This is a genomic window from Mesorhizobium sp. M0040, from assembly GCF_040323505.1.
Taxonomy (GTDB): Bacteria; Pseudomonadota; Alphaproteobacteria; order Rhizobiales; family Rhizobiaceae; genus Mesorhizobium.
In genome coordinates this window covers 224,641-243,445 of sequence record NZ_JAMYVA010000002.1, presented here as the reverse complement: position 1 = coordinate 243,445, position 18,805 = coordinate 224,641, and the positions used below count along the sequence as shown (strand labels likewise).

19 protein-coding genes and 1 tRNA gene are annotated in these 18,805 nt (G+C 61.0%); 14 read left to right on the top strand and 6 right to left on the bottom strand.

Annotated features, from left to right (window positions below):
• The first annotated feature begins 85 nt into the window (after nt 1-85).
• Together NKJ91_RS02780 and NKJ91_RS02775 are read left to right on the top strand one after the other, a co-directional pair.
• A complete protein-coding gene (locus NKJ91_RS02780; protein ID WP_352454427.1) occupies nt 86-2,125 on the top strand; it encodes a lytic transglycosylase domain-containing protein in 2,040 nt (679 codons plus the stop codon).
• A 231-nt stretch (nt 2,126-2,356) separates the two neighbouring features.
• Nucleotides 2,357-3,250, top strand: a complete 894-nt coding sequence (locus NKJ91_RS02775) for an alpha/beta fold hydrolase (RefSeq protein ID WP_352454366.1) — start codon at nt 2,357-2,359, stop codon at nt 3,248-3,250.
• A 264-nt stretch (nt 3,251-3,514) separates the two neighbouring features.
• Here the strand turns inward: NKJ91_RS02775 and NKJ91_RS02770 are convergent, their stop codons facing one another.
• The 4 genes from NKJ91_RS02770 to NKJ91_RS02755 all read right to left on the bottom strand — a co-directional run bounded on the left by NKJ91_RS02770 (nt 3,515) and on the right by NKJ91_RS02755 (nt 6,683).
• Nucleotides 3,515-4,576 carry a tyrosine-type recombinase/integrase gene (locus NKJ91_RS02770; RefSeq protein ID WP_352454365.1) on the bottom strand — a complete coding sequence of 354 codons (1,062 nt, stop codon included), beginning with the start codon at nt 4,574-4,576 and terminating at the stop codon, nt 3,515-3,517.
• A gap of 238 nt (nt 4,577-4,814) precedes the next feature.
• Nucleotides 4,815-6,014: a porin gene (locus NKJ91_RS02765; protein ID WP_352454364.1), complete on the bottom strand. Its 1,200-nt coding sequence runs from the start codon at nt 6,012-6,014 to the stop codon at nt 4,815-4,817.
• Between the two features lie 97 nt (nt 6,015-6,111).
• Nucleotides 6,112-6,363 carry a GIY-YIG nuclease family protein gene (locus NKJ91_RS02760; RefSeq protein WP_352454363.1) on the bottom strand — a complete coding sequence of 84 codons (252 nt, stop codon included), beginning with the start codon at nt 6,361-6,363 and terminating at the stop codon, nt 6,112-6,114.
• Between the two features lie 229 nt (nt 6,364-6,592).
• Nucleotides 6,593-6,683, bottom strand: a tRNA-Ser gene (locus NKJ91_RS02755).
• Nucleotides 6,684-7,133: 450 nt separating this feature from the next.
• On the opposite strand from NKJ91_RS02755, the gene NKJ91_RS02750 reads away from it, so the two are divergent.
• Nucleotides 7,134-8,285 (top strand): porin, encoded by a 1,152-nt coding sequence (locus tag NKJ91_RS02750; protein WP_352454362.1) that lies wholly within the window; start codon nt 7,134-7,136, stop codon nt 8,283-8,285.
• Nucleotides 8,286-8,527: 242 nt separating this feature from the next.
• Here the strand turns inward: NKJ91_RS02750 and NKJ91_RS02745 are convergent, their stop codons facing one another.
• Nucleotides 8,528-10,180 carry a tetratricopeptide repeat-containing sulfotransferase family protein gene (locus NKJ91_RS02745; protein WP_352454361.1) on the bottom strand — a complete coding sequence of 551 codons (1,653 nt, stop codon included), beginning with the start codon at nt 10,178-10,180 and terminating at the stop codon, nt 8,528-8,530.
• A gap of 121 nt (nt 10,181-10,301) precedes the next feature.
• Between NKJ91_RS02745 and NKJ91_RS02740 the strand changes: the two genes are divergently transcribed.
• Nucleotides 10,302-11,408: a pyridoxal phosphate-dependent aminotransferase gene (locus NKJ91_RS02740; protein ID WP_352454360.1), complete on the top strand. Its 1,107-nt coding sequence runs from the start codon at nt 10,302-10,304 to the stop codon at nt 11,406-11,408.
• Between the two features lie 32 nt (nt 11,409-11,440).
• Here the strand turns inward: NKJ91_RS02740 and NKJ91_RS02735 are convergent, their stop codons facing one another.
• Complete coding sequence (locus tag NKJ91_RS02735; protein ID WP_352454359.1) at nt 11,441-11,941, bottom strand: MarR family winged helix-turn-helix transcriptional regulator; 501 nt, start codon at nt 11,939-11,941, stop codon at nt 11,441-11,443.
• 197 nt (nt 11,942-12,138) lie between these two features.
• Between NKJ91_RS02735 and NKJ91_RS02730 the strand changes: the two genes are divergently transcribed.
• From NKJ91_RS02730 to NKJ91_RS02685, 10 genes are all read left to right on the top strand, one after another.
• Nucleotides 12,139-12,417: an acylphosphatase gene (locus NKJ91_RS02730; RefSeq protein ID WP_352454358.1), complete on the top strand. Its 279-nt coding sequence runs from the start codon at nt 12,139-12,141 to the stop codon at nt 12,415-12,417.
• 150 nt (nt 12,418-12,567) lie between these two features.
• Nucleotides 12,568-13,230 (top strand): TetR/AcrR family transcriptional regulator, encoded by a 663-nt coding sequence (locus tag NKJ91_RS02725; RefSeq protein WP_352454357.1) that lies wholly within the window; start codon nt 12,568-12,570, stop codon nt 13,228-13,230.
• 48 nt (nt 13,231-13,278) lie between these two features.
• Nucleotides 13,279-14,442 (top strand): isovaleryl-CoA dehydrogenase, encoded by a 1,164-nt coding sequence (locus NKJ91_RS02720; protein WP_352454356.1) that lies wholly within the window; start codon nt 13,279-13,281, stop codon nt 14,440-14,442.
• Between the two features lie 82 nt (nt 14,443-14,524).
• Nucleotides 14,525-14,917: an AbrB/MazE/SpoVT family DNA-binding domain-containing protein gene (locus tag NKJ91_RS02715; RefSeq protein WP_352454355.1), complete on the top strand. Its 393-nt coding sequence runs from the start codon at nt 14,525-14,527 to the stop codon at nt 14,915-14,917.
• Entirely contained in the window at nt 14,914-15,297 is a 384-nt protein-coding gene (locus NKJ91_RS02710) for a type II toxin-antitoxin system VapC family toxin (protein WP_352454354.1), read from the top strand. Before NKJ91_RS02715 ends, NKJ91_RS02710 begins: the two co-directional genes overlap by 4 nt.
• 4 nt (nt 15,298-15,301) lie before the next feature.
• Complete coding sequence (locus NKJ91_RS02705; RefSeq protein ID WP_352454353.1) at nt 15,302-16,909, top strand: carboxyl transferase domain-containing protein; 1,608 nt, start codon at nt 15,302-15,304, stop codon at nt 16,907-16,909.
• Nucleotide 16,910: 1 nt separating this feature from the next.
• On the top strand, nt 16,911-17,441 hold the full coding sequence (locus NKJ91_RS02700) for an O-acetyl-ADP-ribose deacetylase (RefSeq protein WP_352454352.1): 531 nt from the start codon (nt 16,911-16,913) through the stop codon (nt 17,439-17,441).
• 115 nt (nt 17,442-17,556) lie between these two features.
• Nucleotides 17,557-17,931, top strand: a complete 375-nt coding sequence (locus tag NKJ91_RS02695) for a hypothetical protein (RefSeq protein WP_352454426.1) — start codon at nt 17,557-17,559, stop codon at nt 17,929-17,931.
• Between the two features lie 29 nt (nt 17,932-17,960).
• Nucleotides 17,961-18,341, top strand: a complete 381-nt coding sequence (locus NKJ91_RS02690) for a hypothetical protein (protein WP_245274740.1) — start codon at nt 17,961-17,963, stop codon at nt 18,339-18,341.
• Between the two features lie 43 nt (nt 18,342-18,384).
• Nucleotides 18,385-18,759: a hypothetical protein gene (locus NKJ91_RS02685; protein WP_023677798.1), complete on the top strand. Its 375-nt coding sequence runs from the start codon at nt 18,385-18,387 to the stop codon at nt 18,757-18,759.
• Nucleotides 18,760-18,805: the final 46 nt, after the last annotated feature.

Genomic DNA, 18,805 nt, shown 5'->3' with positions numbered 1-18,805 from the left:
CTTTACGGGCCCTTCATCACAGACGAATAGACTGCAGTTCATCTGTGCCAGTGGTAGCATCGAAAAATAGGAAATGACCAAATCCATGCCGACCAGGCTGCCTCATCTTTTCGCGCTTCTCGGCGCGATCGTTGTGCTGATCCCCGGCGCGGCGATCGGCGGCAGTGTCGATGGGCAGGTCACGTCGGCGATCCCGATGACGGAGCCGCAGAACGATGCACTGCAGCAGTCCCCTTCGCCATCCGCCAGCGTCGCGGCGCTGAAGAGCGGTCTCGATGCGCTGGCGGCAAACGACATTCAGCGCGCGCGCCAGGTGCGCGAAGCGCTGCCGGCCAAATCGCTCGATCGGCACATCCTTGCCTGGGCGATTGCGCTCTATGGCGGCGACCAGGTGCCGAGCGGCGACATCGCCGATGCGGCAAAGATGCTGCCGAACTGGCCGGGCACGATCGCCTTGCGCAAGAACAGCGAGCGCGCGCTCTATCGCGAGAACCCCGCGCCACAGGTCGTGGTGCGGGCGTTCGACGGCAGCCAGCCGCTGACCTTCGAGGGCGTGGTGATCCTTGCCCGCTCCTATGTAGCGCTGGGCGATACGAAGGCGGCGCGCTCGGTGCTGTCGCCATTCTGGCGCACCGAAAAGCTCGAAGCCACGGACGAGGCGGCGGTCATCCGCGAGTTCGGCGCGCTGATCCCGGCCGCCGACCATCGCTTCCGCATGGAGCGCATGTTCTATGCCGACCGGGTCGCTTCGGCGCTGCGCGTCGCCGATCTCGCCGGCGCCCGGCAATTGGCCGACGCCTGGGCGGCAGTCACCAAAGGCGACAGGAACGCGGCCAAGCTGCTGAAGGCGGTGCCGGCAGCGCAGCGGGCGGCCGGCTATCTCTTTGCCGAAGCCGAATATCTGCGCAAGCAACAGAAATTTTCCGACGCCGCCGCGCTGGTGCTGAAGGCGCCGGGCGACCGCGACGCGCTGGTCGATCCGGACGCCTGGTGGGTCGAACGCCGGGTGCTGTCGCGCGAGCTGGTCGACCAGGGCGACATGAAGACCGCCTACAGAATAGTCGCCGCGCATGCCGCCGAAAGTCCCGCCAATGCTGCCGAGGCGGAATTCCATGCAGGCTGGTACGCGCTGCGCGGCCTCAACGACCCGAGCACCGCCGCCAAGCATTTTGCGCAAATCGCGGAGCTCGCCCAAGGGCCGATGTCGCTGTCGCGCGCCTATTACTGGCTCGGCCGTGCCGCCGAACTCGGCGGTCCCGGCAGTGCCAAGGATTATTTCAGCCGTGCCGCCAGCTACGGCACGACCTTTTACGGCCAGCTCGCCGGCGAGCGTGTCGGCCGGCAGACCCTCAACATCGTCTACCCGCAGCCAAGTGCCGCCGATCGCCAGAATTTTGCCACCCGCGAGGCGGTCAGCGCCATCGAGCGGCTGCAGCAGGCAGGCTATGACCGCTATGCCGAAACCCTCTACCGCGACCTTGCCGGACAGTTGAGCAGCCCCGGCGAACTGGCGCTGCTTGCGATGCTGGCGGAAAGACAAGGCAACCATTTCATGGCGCTGAAGGTCGGCAAGATCGCCGGCGCACGTGGCATCGACGTCGGCGCGCTGTCGCATCCGCTCGGCGTCATTCCCGACACCGCCAACATTTCCGGCTCGGGCAAGGCGCTGGCCTATGCGATTGCCCGCCAGGAAAGCGAGTTCAACATCGGCGCCGTCTCCAGCGCCGGCGCACGCGGGCTGCTGCAACTGATGCCGGGCACGGCCAAGCAATTGGCGAAGAAGGCCGGCATGACATTTTCTCAGGCCCGGCTGACCACCGATGCCGGCTACAATGCGATGCTGGGCGCTGCCTTTCTCGGCGAGCAGCTCGGCCGCTTCGACGGCTCCTACGTGCTGACCTTCGCCGGCTACAATGCCGGCCCCACCCGCGCCGCCCAGTGGGTGGCGAAATACGGCGACCCGCGCGGCAAGGACGTCGACGCCGTCGTCGACTGGATCGAGCGGATTCCCTATACGGAAACAAGAAGTTACGTCCAGCGCGTGATGGAGAACTACGAGGTCTACAAGATGCGCATTTCCGGCAAATACGACATTGTCGGGGATCTGTCGAACGGCCGAGGTTAGCCTTTCCTTCTCCCCTTGTGAGAGAAGGTGGCCGAGCCACGCTCGGTCGGATGAGGGGTGCTCCAGCTTGGCTCCGACAGCGCTCCGTCCAACACCCCCAACCGTCTCGGCGCTAACGCGCCGATCCACCTTCTCCCACAAGGAGGGAAGGAAGAGCCCCCGATTTGACCGCCCCTGCCCTCGCCTGTAGCAGTCGCAAACGATCTGACAGCAGCACGGAATCGAGTGTACATGCCAAACGACGAAGGCTTCTCCCATTTCTTCTACGCCGCGCCGGACGGGCTGTCCCTGCACGCCCGCATCTACGGCGAAGCGAATTCCGGCAGCTGGCCAGTCGTTTGCCTGCCCGGCCTGACCCGCAATTGCCGTGACTTTCACGAGCTGGCGCTTTATCTGTCGACGCAGGCGAAGCGCAGGGTTGTCGCCTTCGATTATCGCGGGCGCGGGCAGTCCGCCTACGATGCCGATATCGGCCATTACAATATCGGCATCGAAGCGGGGGATATTCTCGCCGGGCTGGCTGCACTTGGCGTCGACGAGGCTGCCTTCATCGGCACCTCGCGCGGTGGACTGATCATCCATGTGCTCGGGGCGATGCGGCCGCCCGTGCTGAAGGCCATCGTCTTCAACGACATCGGCCCGGTGATCGAGTCGCAAGGTCTCGCCCATATCCGCTCCTATCTCGACCTCGCGCCAAGGCCGAAGACGTACGAGGAGGTGGTCTGCGGCCTGCGCAGCACCCATGGCGGGGATTTTTCGGCGCTGACCGATGCGGATTGGGAGCGGATGGCGTCAGCCCTCTACCGCGAGACCGAAGAGGGATTTTTGCCCGATTTCGATCCGAGACTGGTCGACACGCTGACGGGGATCGATCCCAGCCGGCCGCTGCCCGATCTTTGGCCACAGTTCGACGCGCTGGCGGCCATCCCGATGCTCGTCATACGCGGCGCCAACTCGAAGCTGCTGTCCGCCGAAACGCTCGAGCAGATGCGGACGCGCCATACCGATATCGAGACGATCACCGCCGACGGCCAGGGGCATGCACCGTTTTTGGAGTCCGGGATCCTGCCGGGCAGGATCGCTGGTTTTTTCGATCGGGCGGAGCGGCGGGGTGGTGGGAAGTAAAACTCAAGATCAAATAACCACCTTGAAAGCTTTACACGGACCTATTTAGTGGTGACAGATTGTCGAAGTCGGTGCCCACGTTTCTTCCCTTCTCCCTCTGTGGGAGAAGGTGGATTGGCGCGTAGCGCCAAGACGGTTGAGGGGTGTTGGATGAAATGAGGCGTTGGCGTTCCCTGGAACACCCCTCATCCGACCGAGCTGCACTCGGCCACCTTCTCCCACAAGGGGAGAAGGGAGAGCCGTACGCGAGCCAGATGAGCGACACTACCGGGATTTTGCCCTTTTCACCACGGTTTTCGGAGACTTTTCGCTCTTAGCCGGCTTATTCTTCTGCTCATCCATCGCTGAATGAGAAGACAAAGCGCTTGCACCGCCGATGTCCGAGCCACCGGACCGAGGCGTTTCCAGCACGGTGACGCAGCCGTCGAGATCGTTGGTGGCCAGATGGGCGTAGCGCATGGTCATCGACAGCGTCTGGTGACCGAGCCACATCTGCACGCGCCTGATGTCGATGCCGCCCTGGACGAGACGCGAGGCACAAGTATGGCGCAATATGTGCGGCACGACCTGATCGTCGGCGCCAAGCCCGACCTCGGCCTTGGCATCGTTCCAGATGGCACGAAACTGCGCCTGACTGAGCTTGGTGAACGGACCTTTGGGCCGGCGGCCCTCGGTGGCCGGCAGCTTGATCACCTCTTTTACCCGCTCGGTCATCGGGATGGTACGGCTGCGGCCGGATTTGGTGATCCAGAAACTGACGCGGTGCTCCTGGATATCGTTCCAGATCAAGCCCAGCGCTTCGCCGAGACGGCAGCCGGTGTCGACGAGAAAGACGGAAAGCCGATAAGCGTCCTCGCTGCGGCTCTTGATGGCGGCGAACAGCCTGGCCTCCTCGTCTCTTTCGAGGAAACGAATCCGTCCCGCCCGCTCTTTCTGGCGGCGGAACTCGGGCAGGCTGTGGATATCCCCCATCTTGTGAGCCTTGCGCAGCAGTTTGCTGAGGGCAGCCATCTTCCGGTTGATGGTTGCGTTGCTGTTGCCGCGCTGGCGCAAGGTGCCGATAAGGTTGTCGAGGGTGCTTTGGTCAAAGGCACTGAAACGCTCCCCTAGGAGGATCTCGTCTATTTCGCCGATGAAAGAGCTGACATTGTATTTGTGCCGCCCGTCATCCCAAAGTATGTCCCGGTATGCTGAAAAAAGTTCTCCAATCCTATGCGACTTTACTTCTCGTATCTTGTTATAACTGTATTTTATCTTTGCAGTTTGAGAAGAAAATATCGAAAAATGATCAGAGGTCCCTCCCTCTTGAATCGCATCGTTCGTCATTATTCGCCACACCCCCGAGTGGATAGGCCTAGACCTACCTGCTTGGCGGTGCCCTTTCAAGAGTTTTAAGCGTTGCGGCCGATTTCATCCACCAGTGGCGGATCCCAACGACATCGTTCCACAACCCTGTTCAGCTACCGAACCCCCTTTTCCTTCTGTTTGCTACCAGTCGCGAAAACAAAAACAGCCCGGGCGTTAAAGCGCCCGGGCTGGATTTCACTTGCCTTAAGTCCAGCCCTTAGAAAGAGCGCTGGAAGCGGAGGATGCCGCCGACGGCGTCTTTCTTGCCATCCGGGATGCCAGTCCAGTTATAGCGATAGCCACCGAAGTCGTTGGTAAAATGATTGCTGTTGTGGGCATAGTCGACTTCGGCCGTGATCGTGAAGCCGGGAACGATGTCATAGGCGATGTTAGCCGCGACACCAGCTTCCTGCGCATCGTCGTACGACGCCTGGAGGTTGAACGAGGTCTTCTCGTTGATCGTGTAGGTGCCACCACCCCAAACTGCCCAGTTGCCGCCCCACTGCTTGTAGTAGTTGCGCGGCAGATTGTCGTCCGAACCATAGCCGGCCATGATGAACAGCGACAGGTTCTGCATCGGGGTTATGTCCAAGCGGACCTTGCCGGCCCATTCTTCCGCACTGCTGTCATAGGCAGCAACACCGGTGATCGAGCCCCAGCCCTGCGTCCACTTCAGACCGCCAACTACATAGGGAACGTAGCTGTCGATCGAATCCGAACCGCCGCCAGTGGCGTCGGCCGCACCCACAGCGGGGGTGTAATTATTACCTTCACCGGTTTCCAGCGAAGCCACGGCCGAAAAACCGTTGCCGGCGTCGAAATAGTACTGGACCACGTTGGAGTCGAAGCCGCCGTATGGGACGATCGTATCCTGGATGACATTGCCGGCGTAGCCGCTGAACGTGTTGAACGCCGATTCGTCTTTACCGACGCGCAAACCACCGAGCTGGATCCAGGCGAAGTTCAGCGAAACGCCCTGGCTGCCAAAGGCAGAATAGCCAGGGTCGCCATCGGGTATGTACGGGCCGTCGGCGTGACCCGATCCCCAGTTGAAGCGGGTTTCGGTGTAGGTCTTCAAGGTGCCCATCTCGGTCTCTTGACCGGTCCAGGTCCTCAGCGTGAAGCGGGCACGCTTGTAATAGCCGTCATTGACATCGTCGGGATCCAGAAGATCATTGTACCTCTCACCGTCGAACGAGCCTTGGTCGCCGGCAGAGATGTCGTAGCGGACATAGCCGCCGATGCGCAGGCAGATTTCGGTGCCGGGGATGTAGTAGTAGCCAGCGCCGTAGACGTCGCAGATCTTGACGTATTCAGCGGGTTCCGGCTCGGCGACGACGACGGCGTCGGCGGCGCGCGCACCGGAAACTGCGATCAGTGCCGCAGCGGAGCCGAGAAGCAGGCTCTTGATGTTCATTTTCTGACCTCCAGTCAGAATCGGGACGGAGGTCGGCGAAAAGCAGCTCGTTGGGTTCGTTTTTATTTATATTTCAAATAGATAGGCCCTAAGGCCGTCAGTGAGGCCCTGTCGGCCAAAAACGTTTACTCGCAAAGGCCTTGCCCGAACCGGTCTTGAAATATCGCTCGAGTTGCCGTGCGTTGGCCTCGGTTTCAACCCCGATGTAGGCCTTCAAGATTACAGGCAGATAAGCCTTAGTCGAAGTCACATAGCCTGATCGGTGCGAATCAAAACGGCGTCGAAGATCGTTGGTCGATCCGACATAGACATCGCCGTTACGGAGTTGCAGAAAATAGACGTACCACATGGTCCCCCTACGCTACTTCGTAGCTTCGGGCGACACGCTACGCCCAAAATGCGGCTTCGGGTGGCCTGCCACCCGAAGCCCGCAGGTACGGAGTTGCAGAAAATAACGGAGTTGCAGAAAATAGACGTACCACATGGTCCCCCTACGCTACTTCGTAGCTTCGGGCGACACCCCACGCCCAAAATGCGGTTTCGGGTGGCCTGCCACCCGAAGCCCGCAGGGCGTAGGGTGGCGGAGAGGATGGGATTCGAACCCACGAGAAGCTTTTGACCTCTACTCCCTTAGCAGGGGAGCGCCTTCGACCACTCGGCCACCTCTCCGTTGCGCCGGTGGATAAAGAAAAGCGTCGGCACAATCAACAAGCCGGCGCTATTATCCGTAAAAAATCGGGCTTCCGCCAAAGCGCCGCCCTGGCTGTGCGGCGATTCTGCGGCAATTCCCCGCTTGGCGACTCGGGCCATGGTCACATTTCGGGCAGATCATCGCCGGAATCCGCCGTTTGCAACGGCTTGCGGAGGGCTATTGGTTAATGGGAGCTTTCGGAGTGAGGCCAAATCGTGTCATTTGTGCAACAACGCCAGGCGATAGCGCCACCACAAACCTTTTGCCGGTACGATCGTGGTTGAACGCCGCCGCCTCATGGGTAATGTCGGGTTTGAAGGAGCGGCGCGGTGCGCATCTTTTTCGGTAGTGGGGATGGGGCAGGGAACGCTGTCCTTCAGCAAAGAATACCCAGACCCGTTTTTTAACTTTTGACTGGAGGTCAGAAAATGAACATCAAGAGCCTTCTTCTCGGCTCCGCTGCGGCACTGATCGCAGTTTCCGGTGCGCGCGCCGCCGACGCCGTCGTCGTCGCCGAGCCGGAACCCGCCGAATACGTCAAGATTTGCGACGTCTACGGCGCCGGCTACTTCTACATTCCCGGCACGGAGACCTGCCTGCGCATCGGCGGCTATGTCCGCTATGACATCGGCATCGGTGACGTCGGCTCATTCGACGGTGCAAAGACCACCGATCAGCAGGACGGCGACTCGCAGGATACCTACTACAAGCACGCCCGCTTCACGCTGAAGACCTGGACCGGTCAAGAGACTGAGATGGGCACCTTGAAGACCTACACCGAAACCCGCTTCAACTGGGGTAACCACAACGATTACCTCGACGACAACTATAATGGCGGCACAAGTGTTTCGCTGAACTTCGCCTGGATCCAGCTCGGTGGTTTGCGCGTCGGTAAAGACGAATCGGCCTTCGACACGTTCATCGGCTACGCCGGCAACGTCATCCAGGATACGCTGGTTCCCTATGGCGGCTTCGACACCAATGTCGTCCAGTACTATTTCGACGCCGGCAACGGCTTCTCGGCCGTGGCTTCGTTGGAAACCGGTTCGGGCAGTGCCGCTGCGGCTCCTGGCGTTTTCCAGGACAGCAACAGCGGCAATGATTCCATCGACAGCTATGTTCCGTATGTCGTCGGCGGTATCAAATACACACAGGGCTGGGGCTCGATCACCGGCGTCGCCGCCTATGACAGCACCTGGGAAGAGTGGGCCGGCAAGGTTCGCCTCGATGTTACGCCGATACAGAACCTGACGCTGTTCATCATGGCCGGCTACGGCTCTGACGACAACATCGACCGCAACTTCTACAAGCAATGGGGTGGTAACTGGGCCGTCTGGGGTGGTGGCACCTACACTCTCAACGAGAAGACCTCGTTCAACCTCCAGGCGTCGGTTGACGACGACAAGAACTACGGCGTCGCCGCGAACGTCGCCTATGATATCGTTCCCGGCTTCACGATCACTGCCGAAGTCGATTGGGCCCACGACGGTCAGTTTGACAAAGCCTATGATCGCAACTGGACCAATGCCGACGACAAGGACAGCATCGGCGGCATGCTCCGCTTCCAGCGCTCGTTCTAACAGGCAAGTCTGACTGAAATCGAACCCGGCGGGCAACCGCCGGGTTTTTCGTGTCAGCTATCAACTCTCGATACATGAATGCAGGTTGCTGCTGAACATCGATCGCAGGACTGGTCGATTGCAATGCTCGCTACGGGCGCTTGTCCGGAGGCGCAAAAGAAAAGAAATGCTCGATCTGAAGCGCTGGCCCGCAGGATCAATCGGACAGCAACGACCGACCTCGGCCTATCGAACGCACTTCTTCAAAGTTCGGCCAGGTCGCCCAAGGCATCAATCAGCGGCTGGATCTTGTTCTCATAATTTTTCCAGCGCTTGACGGACGAGTTGTAGATCGGTTGCCGAACCTGCCAGCGGCTCGGGGTATTGACCGACCTGTCCTTCTCGAAAAAGCGCAGGCAGGCATCGTCCCAGGGCAACCCCAGATGATCGATGAGACGGCGCGATTGCGCCTCCTGATCCGCAACCAGCATCTCGTAGCTGCTTTCGAGAATACGTCCTGGAAAAATCCTGTCCCAGTGTCGCATCAAGCGGTCATATTCACGGTAGTACAGCCCCAATGTCTCCAAGTCGGCGTTATAACTGTGCGTCTCCGTGAAGTTCAGAGCAAAGCACGAGAGGCAATTGTCGATGGCATCGCGACGGCAATGAATGATGCGGGCATTGGGAAACAGAATGCCGATGAGACCGATAAGCTCGAAATTATGAGGTCTCTTGTCGATTATGCGAAGCGCGGCCGGAGCTCGCTCCCGCAGGTAAGCCAAATGTTCTTCCGCCAGCATCTTGGCCAGGTCTGCGGTTAGCGTCGTGAGCGATTTCTGTAACGCTCCGGCCGAGCGACTTTTGAAACCGAGTCCATTCGCGGCTCGCCGCAGCTTGTTAAGTTCGCCTGCACCGTGAACGTCCGGATGGCTGGCGCATATCTGCTCAGTCAGAGTCGTCCCTGAACGCGGCATGCCGACTATGAACACAGGCACGTCCGAGGGGTTTCCATGACCGGCCTTGGCTGCCAGCATCTCCGGAGTGAAGAAGTCGATTATCGAATCGACCCAGCGCCGATAAGATTCGAGGTCGAAATCGTAGCCAGCTACCTTTTTCGCCTTTTGGAAGTGATCCATCGCCTCTTCATAGCGCCGAATGTCGTTCAGCACTTTGCCGGCGGCGTGATGGAGCAGCTGCGCGACTTCTGAGGGAAGCTTCGGGTTGGCAAGTTCGGATAAAATATATCCAAGTTCGGCAGGTTCATCAGCGAATTTGCGAGTGTGCACCAGATCGTTGTAGGCCTCGCCCAGATCGAGCCGACGCTCGATCGCCTCCTTCAGGTAGGCCGTGGCCTCATCCATGCGGCCGAGGCTGGTGAGCACCCTGGCCAGACCGGTTCTGACCTGCGCATAATTCCTGTCGACCTTGAGCGCCTTCTCGTAAAACGGCAAAGCTATGTCGGCCTCGTCAAGCTCGACATAGGCACGCCCCAACAGGCAAAGCGCTTGCACCAGGTCTGGCTTCAATTCGCAGGCGTGCTGCAAGTGTCTGATGGCGGGCATTTGTTCGCCGACCTTCAGATAGGCCTCGCCCAGACTGAGATGGAAATAAGGATTTCTGGGCGCCTCGCCGACCGCCCGCGCGAAATATTGTAAGGCCAACTCATCGTCGACACCGAGCCCCAACGTGCCGAGGATGTAGAACGAAAGCGGGTGGTTGGGCGTGCGGGCGAGAACGCGATGGCATAGTTCCTCGGCCTCCGGGAGCCGCTTGGCCTGCTGGAGTTCAAGCGCCTGTCGCAACAGCATGTCGTCAGCTTGCGCGCGCGACGGCGGCTTCGCCTTCGGCGGTTCCACTTTCGGGGCCGGGCGGGACTTTATGTGCTTGGACCAGGCGGGCGGCAGTCGGTTGTTCATGATGTCTCGCTAGCAAAATGATCCGGGAGAATCCAGCCTGACCGTTGCCGCTGGCCCTGGAACTTGCGCAGGCCCAGCCAGCAGGCTAGCAAGAAGGCTCCTTTTCGAACGAGCCTTTGCCATGCGCCCTCCCCTTACGCCACCTATCGCCGCGCTTCCTTCTACAGTGCCGTTTGTCGGCCCTGAGGCGCAGGAGCGTGATCGAGGCCGCGCCTTTCGCGCCCGCATCGGCGCCAATGAGAGCAGCTTTGGCCCTTCGCCGCGCGTCGTTGCCCGCATGGCCGAGATTGCCGGCGACATGTGGATGTATTGCGACCCCGATAATCACGATTTGAAGGTAGCCGTAGCCAGGCATCTCGGCGTCGGCGCCGAAAACGTCGTCGTCGGCGAAGGCATAGACGGGCTGCTCAGCCTGGTTGCGCGCATGTATGTGGCGCCCGGCGACGCGGTGGTGACCTCGCTCGGCGCCTATCCGACCTTCAACTTTCATGTTGCCGGCGTCGGCGGCCGGCTGGTCGCAGTGCCCTACGAGAACGATCGGGAAAACCTCGACGGCCTGCTGGCGGCAGTGGCCAGGGAAAAGGCGCCACTGGTCTACCTGTCCAATCCGGACAATCCGATGGGCAGCTGGTGGGAAGCCGCCGAGCTCAGCCGCTTCATCGAAGCCTTGCCGGAGACCACGATGCTGGTGCTCGACGAAGCCTATGGCGAATTAGGGCCAGCCTCAGCGCTGCCGCCGATCGATGTCGCGCGGCCGAACGTCATCCGCATGCGCACCTTCTCCAAGGCCTACGGGCTGGCCGGCATACGCTGCGGCTATGCGGTGGCCGAGGCCCAGGTGATTCGGGACTTCGAGAAGATCCGCAACCACTATGGCGTCAGCCGCATGGCGCAGATCGCCGGTGTCGAGGCGCTTGCCGATCAGGCCTGGCTGGATAGCGTGGTGGCGCGGGTCGCCGCCGGCCGCCGGCGTATCGCCGCAATAGCCGAGGCGAACGGGCTGAAGCCGCTGGCTTCGGCGACCAATTTCGTCACCATCGACTGCGGCCGCGACGGCGCTTTCGCACTGAAAGTGCTGCAGGCGCTGTTGTCACGCGACGTCTTCATCCGCAAGCCGATGGTGCCGGTTCTCGACCGCTGCATCCGGGTCAGTGTCGGCCTCGATCACGAGCTCGACATCTTTGCCGAGGAACTGCCTGGCGCGCTGGCGGCAGCGCGAGGGAATTGAAGAGCGCAACGCCGGGATTCCAGTGCTGCCCGCTATTTCTCCCCGAGCAGGCGCATGACGCGCTTCAAGGCGTCCGATAATTCGGCAGCCGCTTCATCGGCGAGGCCGGCCGTCAGCCGGGCGAGGTCGCGATCCGCCGCAGCCTGAAGCCTGGCGAGCTCAGCACTTCCGCGAGCGGTCAGCGACAGGATACGTCTGCGCCGATCGGCTGGGTCAGAGCGTGTCTCGGTCAGGCCAGCGGCGGCGAACCTCCTCAGGACGCGTGAGACATAGGCCGGATCGAGCCGGAGTTCGGCAGCGATTTCGGAGGCCGCCGGCCGGAGATCGAGGTGGAACGCCCATGCAAGAAACCCTGCCTCACCGCCGCTATTGACGACAGCGCGGGATCGGCCGCCCAATTCGAACAGCAGCCGCGCCTCGCCCAGCGTATAGGCGCTGTGCGTCAAGGTCCGGTCGAGCAGCCCGATCAGGCGCGTGTAGAAGCGATTGAAGCCACGTATCTCCGCGACAAGGGCATTCCGATCGGCCGGCATGTCGACCTCCTTCGGACGGACCGCTCCGTCAGGGCCATGATCGCCTATTATTTGACTTAGTCAATCATTAATGGAGACGCCGCCTATCTCGCACGTGAGGCTGGCGGATAGCGACCGGAGAGAGACCTTCGATGCACGTTGCGCGGTTGAATTTGCATGGCGATGCGCCAGACTCGACTCAAAGAATGGAGAGCGCGATGAACGACCGGACGGTGCAGGTACGCATCTATGGCAAGGTGCAAGGCGTCAGCTACCGGGTCTGGGCGCGGCGCGAGGCGTCTGGACTTGGCCTTGCCGGGTGGGTGCGCAACGAAGTTGACGGCTCGGTGACAGCCTTGATCGCAGGGACCGGTGCGGCGGTCTCGACAATGATCGAACGGCTTTGGCAAGGGCCGCCGGGGGCAGCGGTTTCGAAAGTCGACGTCGAGGAGATCGAGGTTCGCGATATGTCCGCGGGTTTCAGGATTGTTGCCTAGCAAGGGATGATCCTGCTCATTCGCTTCCATCGCACAAAATTCTCCAGGGTGCAGATAGAGCAAACCTGAAGCCATTGCCCTGCCCGGACATGCCTCGGTCCTTGAATTAATTGAACGTTTGTTTTATTGTCTGCGAAAAGGCGGCTTGTCATGGCGCGTACGACCGGTTCCGACGGAGAGAAGACCGAAGCTGCGGTCCGCGAGGCGGCGGTCAGCCTGATTGCGCGTCTCGGCTACGAGGCGATGTCGATGCGCCAGCTGGCGGCCGAGGTCGGCGTCCAGGCAGCGGCGCTGTACCGCTACTTCCCGACCAAGCAGGACCTTCTGTTCATGCTGATGCGTGAGCATATGGAAGGCTTGATCGAGGCGTGGCGCGTAACACGCCCTGTCGGCGCCGATCCGGCAGCGCGGCTTGCCGCTTATGTCGAAAACCACATCGCTTTCCATATCGAACGCCGCCACTCCACCCATGTCTCGAACATGGAGCTGCGCAGCCTGTCGCATGAAAAACTCACGCAGATCCTGCGCATGCGCACGGCCTACGAGAAGGAGCTGCGCGCCATCCTGCGCGACGGCGTCGAAGCGGGGTTATTCAGCATCGAAGACACCGGGCTCACCGCCATGGCGCTGATCCAGATGATGACCGGCGTCATCGTCTGGTTCCGGCCGGGCGAACGGCTGTCGATCGCCGAAGTCACCGCTACATATCTAGCAATGACAATGCGCCTTGTTGGAGCAAAGAGCGATGGCGCGAGGACGAGCCACGGCGCCGTGCGTCCATTCGAGCGCGCAACGGACTCTGCAGCACTTTGATTTCGCGCATGATCCCGATTTTCGCGGTCGTGCGCCGGGAGGAACGGCATGTACACGCATACGCTCAACTTCGGGCTTGACGAAGACATCGAGGCGCTGCGCGACCTGGTGCGGCGCTTCGCGCAGGAAAAGATCGCACCGATCGCCGCCGAGATCGACCGCTCGAACGAATTCCCGGCACATCTGTGGGCGGAACTCGGCGGGCTCGGCCTGCTCGGCATCACCGCCGATCCCGATTTCGGCGGCAGCGGCATGGGCTACCTCGCCCATGTCGTGGCGATGGAGGAGATTTCGCGCGCCTCGGCCTCGGTCGGCCTCTCCTACGGCGCCCATTCCAACCTCTGCGTCAACCAGATCAACCGCTGGGCGACGCAGGCGCAGAAGGAAAAATATCTGCCTTCGCTCTGCAGCGGCGAGAAGGTCGGCGCACTTGCGATGTCGGAATCGGGAGCCGGCTCCGATGTGGTGTCGCTGCGCCTGCGCGCCGAAAAGCGCAATGATCGCTATGTGCTCAATGGCACCAAAATGTGGATCACCAACGGGCCGGATGCCGAGACGCTGGTCGTCTACGCCAGGACCGATCCGGAACTCCATTCGCGCGGCATCACCGCTTTCATCGTCGAAAAGGCCTTTGCCGGTTTTTCCGTGGCGCAAAAGCTCGACAAGCTCGGCATGCGCGGCTCGAACACCGGCGAGCTGGTGTTCGAGAATGTCGAAGTGCCGTTCGACAATGTGCTGCACGAGGAAGGGCGCGGCGTCGAGGTGCTGATGTCGGGCCTCGACTACGAACGCGCCGTGCTGGCCGGCGGCCCGATCGGGCTGATGGCTGCGTGCCTCGACGTGGCGATCCCTTACGTGCACGAACGCAGGCAGTTCGGCCAGCCGATCGGCGAGTTCCAGCTGGTGCAAGGCAAGCTAGCCGACATGTATGCGACGATGAACGCGGCGCGCGCCTACGTCTATGCCGTGGCCGCCGCTTGCGATCGCGGTGAGACGGCCCGCAAGGATGCTGCCGGCTGTATTCTCTTCGCCGCCGAAAAGGCAACGCTGATGGCGCTCGACGCCATCCAGCTTTTGGGCGGCAACGGCTACATCAACGACTACCCGACCGGCCGGCTTTTGCGCGACGCCAAGCTCTACGAGATCGGCGCCGGCACCAGCGAAATCCGTCGCTGGCTGATCGGGCGGGAAATCATGGTGGAGGGCGCCTGATGGCGTCTTTTTGAGATTTTGCCAGAAGCCGCACGATGTGGCACACTTCGGAATATGTGCCACAACACAGGCGAGACGGACCATGGCTGGCAAAACGGGAAAGTCCGGATTTGACGAAGATCCGCAAGCACGGTTCGATGCCGGCGCTCGCCAACCACAGCTTCGTGCTCCGGCGAAACGCGAGCGTGTCAAGCTTGGCGAGGGCGGGCGCTTCGTCATTCCTGCCGCGATGCGCGAGGAGATGGGCGTGAAGCCTGGCGAGGAGATGATCCTGCATGTCGAGAACGGCGAACTGCGGGTAAGATCGTGGCTGCAGAATCTGCGACGCGTCCAGGCCGAATTGTCAGCGCTGAAACAGCCCGGTGAAAGCGTCGTCGACGAATTTCTGAAGGAGCGGCGGGACGAGCAGCGTCGAAGCGACAAGCGTCTCGACCGGCTTCACGCCGAAGGGACAACGGGAAAGCGGGCGAAATGAAGCCCTACGTCATGGACAGTTCGGCGGCGCTCGCAATCCTGCTCAACGAGCAAGGCACCGACAATGCTTTGGGGTTCGCGCCGGACGCACAATGCAGTTCAGTCAATGCGGCCGAAATCATCGCCAAGCTGATCGACAAGGGACGCAGCATGGAACAGGCCGCGGACGACTTCGCCAGTCTCGGCATGCCGATCGCCGTTTTCGACGACGCGATGGGCATCGCCGCCGGGCAGCTTCGCCAATTGACGCGGCATCGCGGCTTGTCGCTGGGCGATCGGGCTTGCCTGGCGCTGGCAATTCGCGAGAATGCCATTGCCGTCACCGCTGATCGCGATTGGGGCGACCTCGATGTCGGCTGCAAGATCGAGCTGATCCGGTAGCGCCATGGCCCCCCTCACCTCTCAGATGTCGTCCGCCTCCGATGCCTTCCGCGGCAATGCCGAGCGCATGCGGGCGCTAGTCGCCGATATTGCTGAAAAAGCCGCCGCCATCGAGCGCGGTGGCTCGGAAGAGGCGCGTGAGCGGCACGTCTCCCGCGGCAAGCTCCTGCCGCGGCAACGCCTAGCCCAATTGCTCGATACAGGCTCGCCCTTCCTCGAAATCGGCCAGTTCGCGGCATGGTCGATGTATGGCGAGGACATCCCTTCGGCCGGCCTCATCGCCGGCATCGGCCGCGTCGAAGGCACCGAAGTGATGGTCGTCGTCAATGACGCCACGGTGAAGGGCGGCACCTATTATCCACTGACGGTGAAGAAGCATCTGCGTGCACAGGAGATCGCATTGCAGAACAATCTGCCTTGCGTCTATCTGGTCGACAGCGGCGGCGCCAATCTGCCCAACCAGGACGAGGTGTTTCCCGACCGCGATCATTTCGGCCGCATCTTCTACAACCAGGCCAACATGTCGGCCGCCGGCATTCCGCAGATCGCCTGCGTCATGGGTTCGTGCACGGCCGGCGGCGCCTATGTGCCTGCGATGTCGGACGAGACAATCATGGTGCGCAACCAGGCGACCATCTTTCTCGGCGGGCCGCCGCTGGTGAAGGCGGCCACCGGCGAGGACGTCACCGCCGAGGACCTCGGTGGCGCCGACGTGCACACAAGGCTTTCCGGCGTTGCCGACCATTATGCGCTCGACGACGAGCATGCGCTGGCCATATGCCGGCGTATCGTCAAAAACCTGAATCGGAACAAGAATGTAAGCCTTGCCTTACAGAAATCGATTCCGCCGCTTCACGATCCACATGAACTCTACGGCATCGTGCCGACGGATCTGCGCCAGCCCTACGACGTGCGCGAGGTAATCGCCCGCACCGTCGACGGCTCCGAGTTCGATGAGTTCAAGCAGAATTATGGCACCACGCTGGTCACCGGTTTTGCCCATCTCAGCGGCATGCCGGTCGGCATCGTCGCCAACAATGGCGTGCTGTTTTCGGAAAGCGCGCTGAAGGGCGCGCATTTCATCGAGCTGTGCTGCCAGCGCAAGATCCCGCTGATTTTCCTGCAGAACATCACCGGCTTCATGGTCGGGCGAAAATACGAGGCCGGCGGCATCGCCAAGGACGGCGCCAAGCTGGTTATGGCGGTCGCAACGGCCAAGGTGCCGAAGGTGACCGTGATCATCGGCGGCTCGTTCGGCGCCGGCAATTACGGCATGTGCGGACGCGCCTATTCGCCACGCTTCCTGTGGATGTGGCCGAATGCCCGCATTTCGGTGATGGGCGGCGAGCAGGCGGCAACGGTGCTGGCCGTGGTCAAGCGCGAAGGCATCGAGCGCAAGGGCGGGGAATGGAGCGCCGAGGAGGAAGCGAAATTCAAGAAGCCGATCCTGATGAAGTACGAGCATGAAGGGCACCCGCTCTATTCGTCGGCAAGGCTCTGGGACGACGGCATCATCGATCCGGCCAAGACCCGCGAGGTGCTAGCGCTCAGCCTTTCGGCCGCGCTCAACGCCGAGATCGAGGAGACACGCTTCGGCGTGTTCAGGATGTGAGATGAGCGAAACCGGCCAGAGGATTCGCATTCAAACCGGCGACATCACGAAGCTGGCGGTCGATGCCATCGTCAACGCCGCCAACACCTCGCTTCTCGGCGGCGGTGGCGTGGACGGCGCCATTCACCGCGCGGCCGGCCGCGAGCTTCTGGCAGAATGCCGGACCTTGAATGGCTGCAAGGTCGGCGACGCAAAAATCACCAAGGGCTACAAGCTGCCCGCGCGCTACATCATCCATACGGTCGGGCCGGTCTGGCAAGGTGGCAGCAACGGAGAAGCCGAACTGCTCGCCTCCTGCTATCGCCGGTCGCTCGAAATCGCCGCCGCAAAGGACTGCCGGACGGTGGCGTTTCCAGCGATCTCGACCGGGGCCTACCGCTATCCGAAGGATCAGGCGACGCAAATTGCTGTCGGGACCGTGAGCGCCTTCATCGGCCAGAACATCGTTCCGGAAACCGTCATTTTCTGCTGCTTCGACGAGCCGACGGCCGAATTGTATCAGCGGGTCGTTACTTCACTCGGCAGGGTGTGACCCTGCGCGGGAGACAACCCACCACATCTCCAGACTATTTTTTGCTTCTCGATCTGGCCAGACGAAAGAATCACGGCTATTGATCATCGCAAATACCAATGGGGATTGGGCGAAGATGAGGCGGCGGGTTTTTCAGAGAACAACTGTGCATTTACTTGCAGGGTTGCTTATATTAGTGACCCCTGGCATCAGTGCGGCGGAGTCGCTGGCGGGAAGCAAGGGCGAGACCCGTTTCTATCCCTATTTGCCGCAGAGCCCGAAGGATCCGTGTACCAGGGCCTACAAGGCCTATGTAGCGGCCGGCGGCCATTCAGCCTATGCAACCACTCCGTATTCCCGGGTGCGTTTTCTGTACATCATCTGCGGCTCGCGCTTGAATGCACCGTCACAGCAAGCTGCCGAAGAATTGGCGTTGAAATCCTGTCAGGCCGCCCGCAACAGTTACAGAGTTACAACAGGCGGCGGCTGCGAAATCGCTGCCTCCAAGTAGGCGAATATATTTCAGTGTTTGGGGTTCAAATGGGTTTGGCAATGAAATCTTTATCAATCAAGCGAGCAACCATGTCGGTACTTGCACTGCTTGTGGCCTCTGCACCGAATGTCGGCGCCGCCGAATCGCTGGCGGGAAGCAAGGGCGACAGCCGCTTTCCGGTCTATTTTGCACCGGGTACAATCGGAGGCTGCGGCAAGAATTACAAGGACTATGTGGCGGCTGGCGGTCACTCGGCCTATGCGATGACGCCATTCAACTGGGCAACCGAATTCACTATTTGCGGTGCTTATCTGAATGCAACATCCCAGAAGGCTGCGGAGGCGCTGGCGTTGAAATCCTGCCAGTCCGCGCGCAGCAAGTACAAGGTCACGACTGCAGGGGCCTGCGCCATAGCTGCCTCCAAATAGACCGACACTCGTCGGCCTTCGACGTATTCAATGGGTGGGAAAAATGAAATCTATAAGCGTCAAACAAGCAGTCTTCTCGCTGATAACCGGGTTGCTTCTAATCTCGAGCCCCAATGTCGGCGCGGCGGAATCGCTGGCTGGAAGCAAGGGCGACGTCCGCTTCTACCCGTATTTTCCGGCGACCGCGGATCGGCCATGCACCAAGGCATATAAGGCCTATGTGGCGGCCAGCGGCCATTCAGCTTATGCGACCACTCCGTATTCCCGGGTGCGTTCGTTGTACATCCTGTGCGGCTCGCGCTTGAATGCGCCCTCGCAAAAGGCTGCCGAGGATATGGCGATGAAATCCTGCCAGGTCACCCGCGACCGTTACAGGGTCACGACCGGGGGAGCTTGCGAAATCGCGGCCTCAAAATAGGCAGACCTCGCTTGCCTACCCTTTGACCGCCAGACTACAAAGCAGG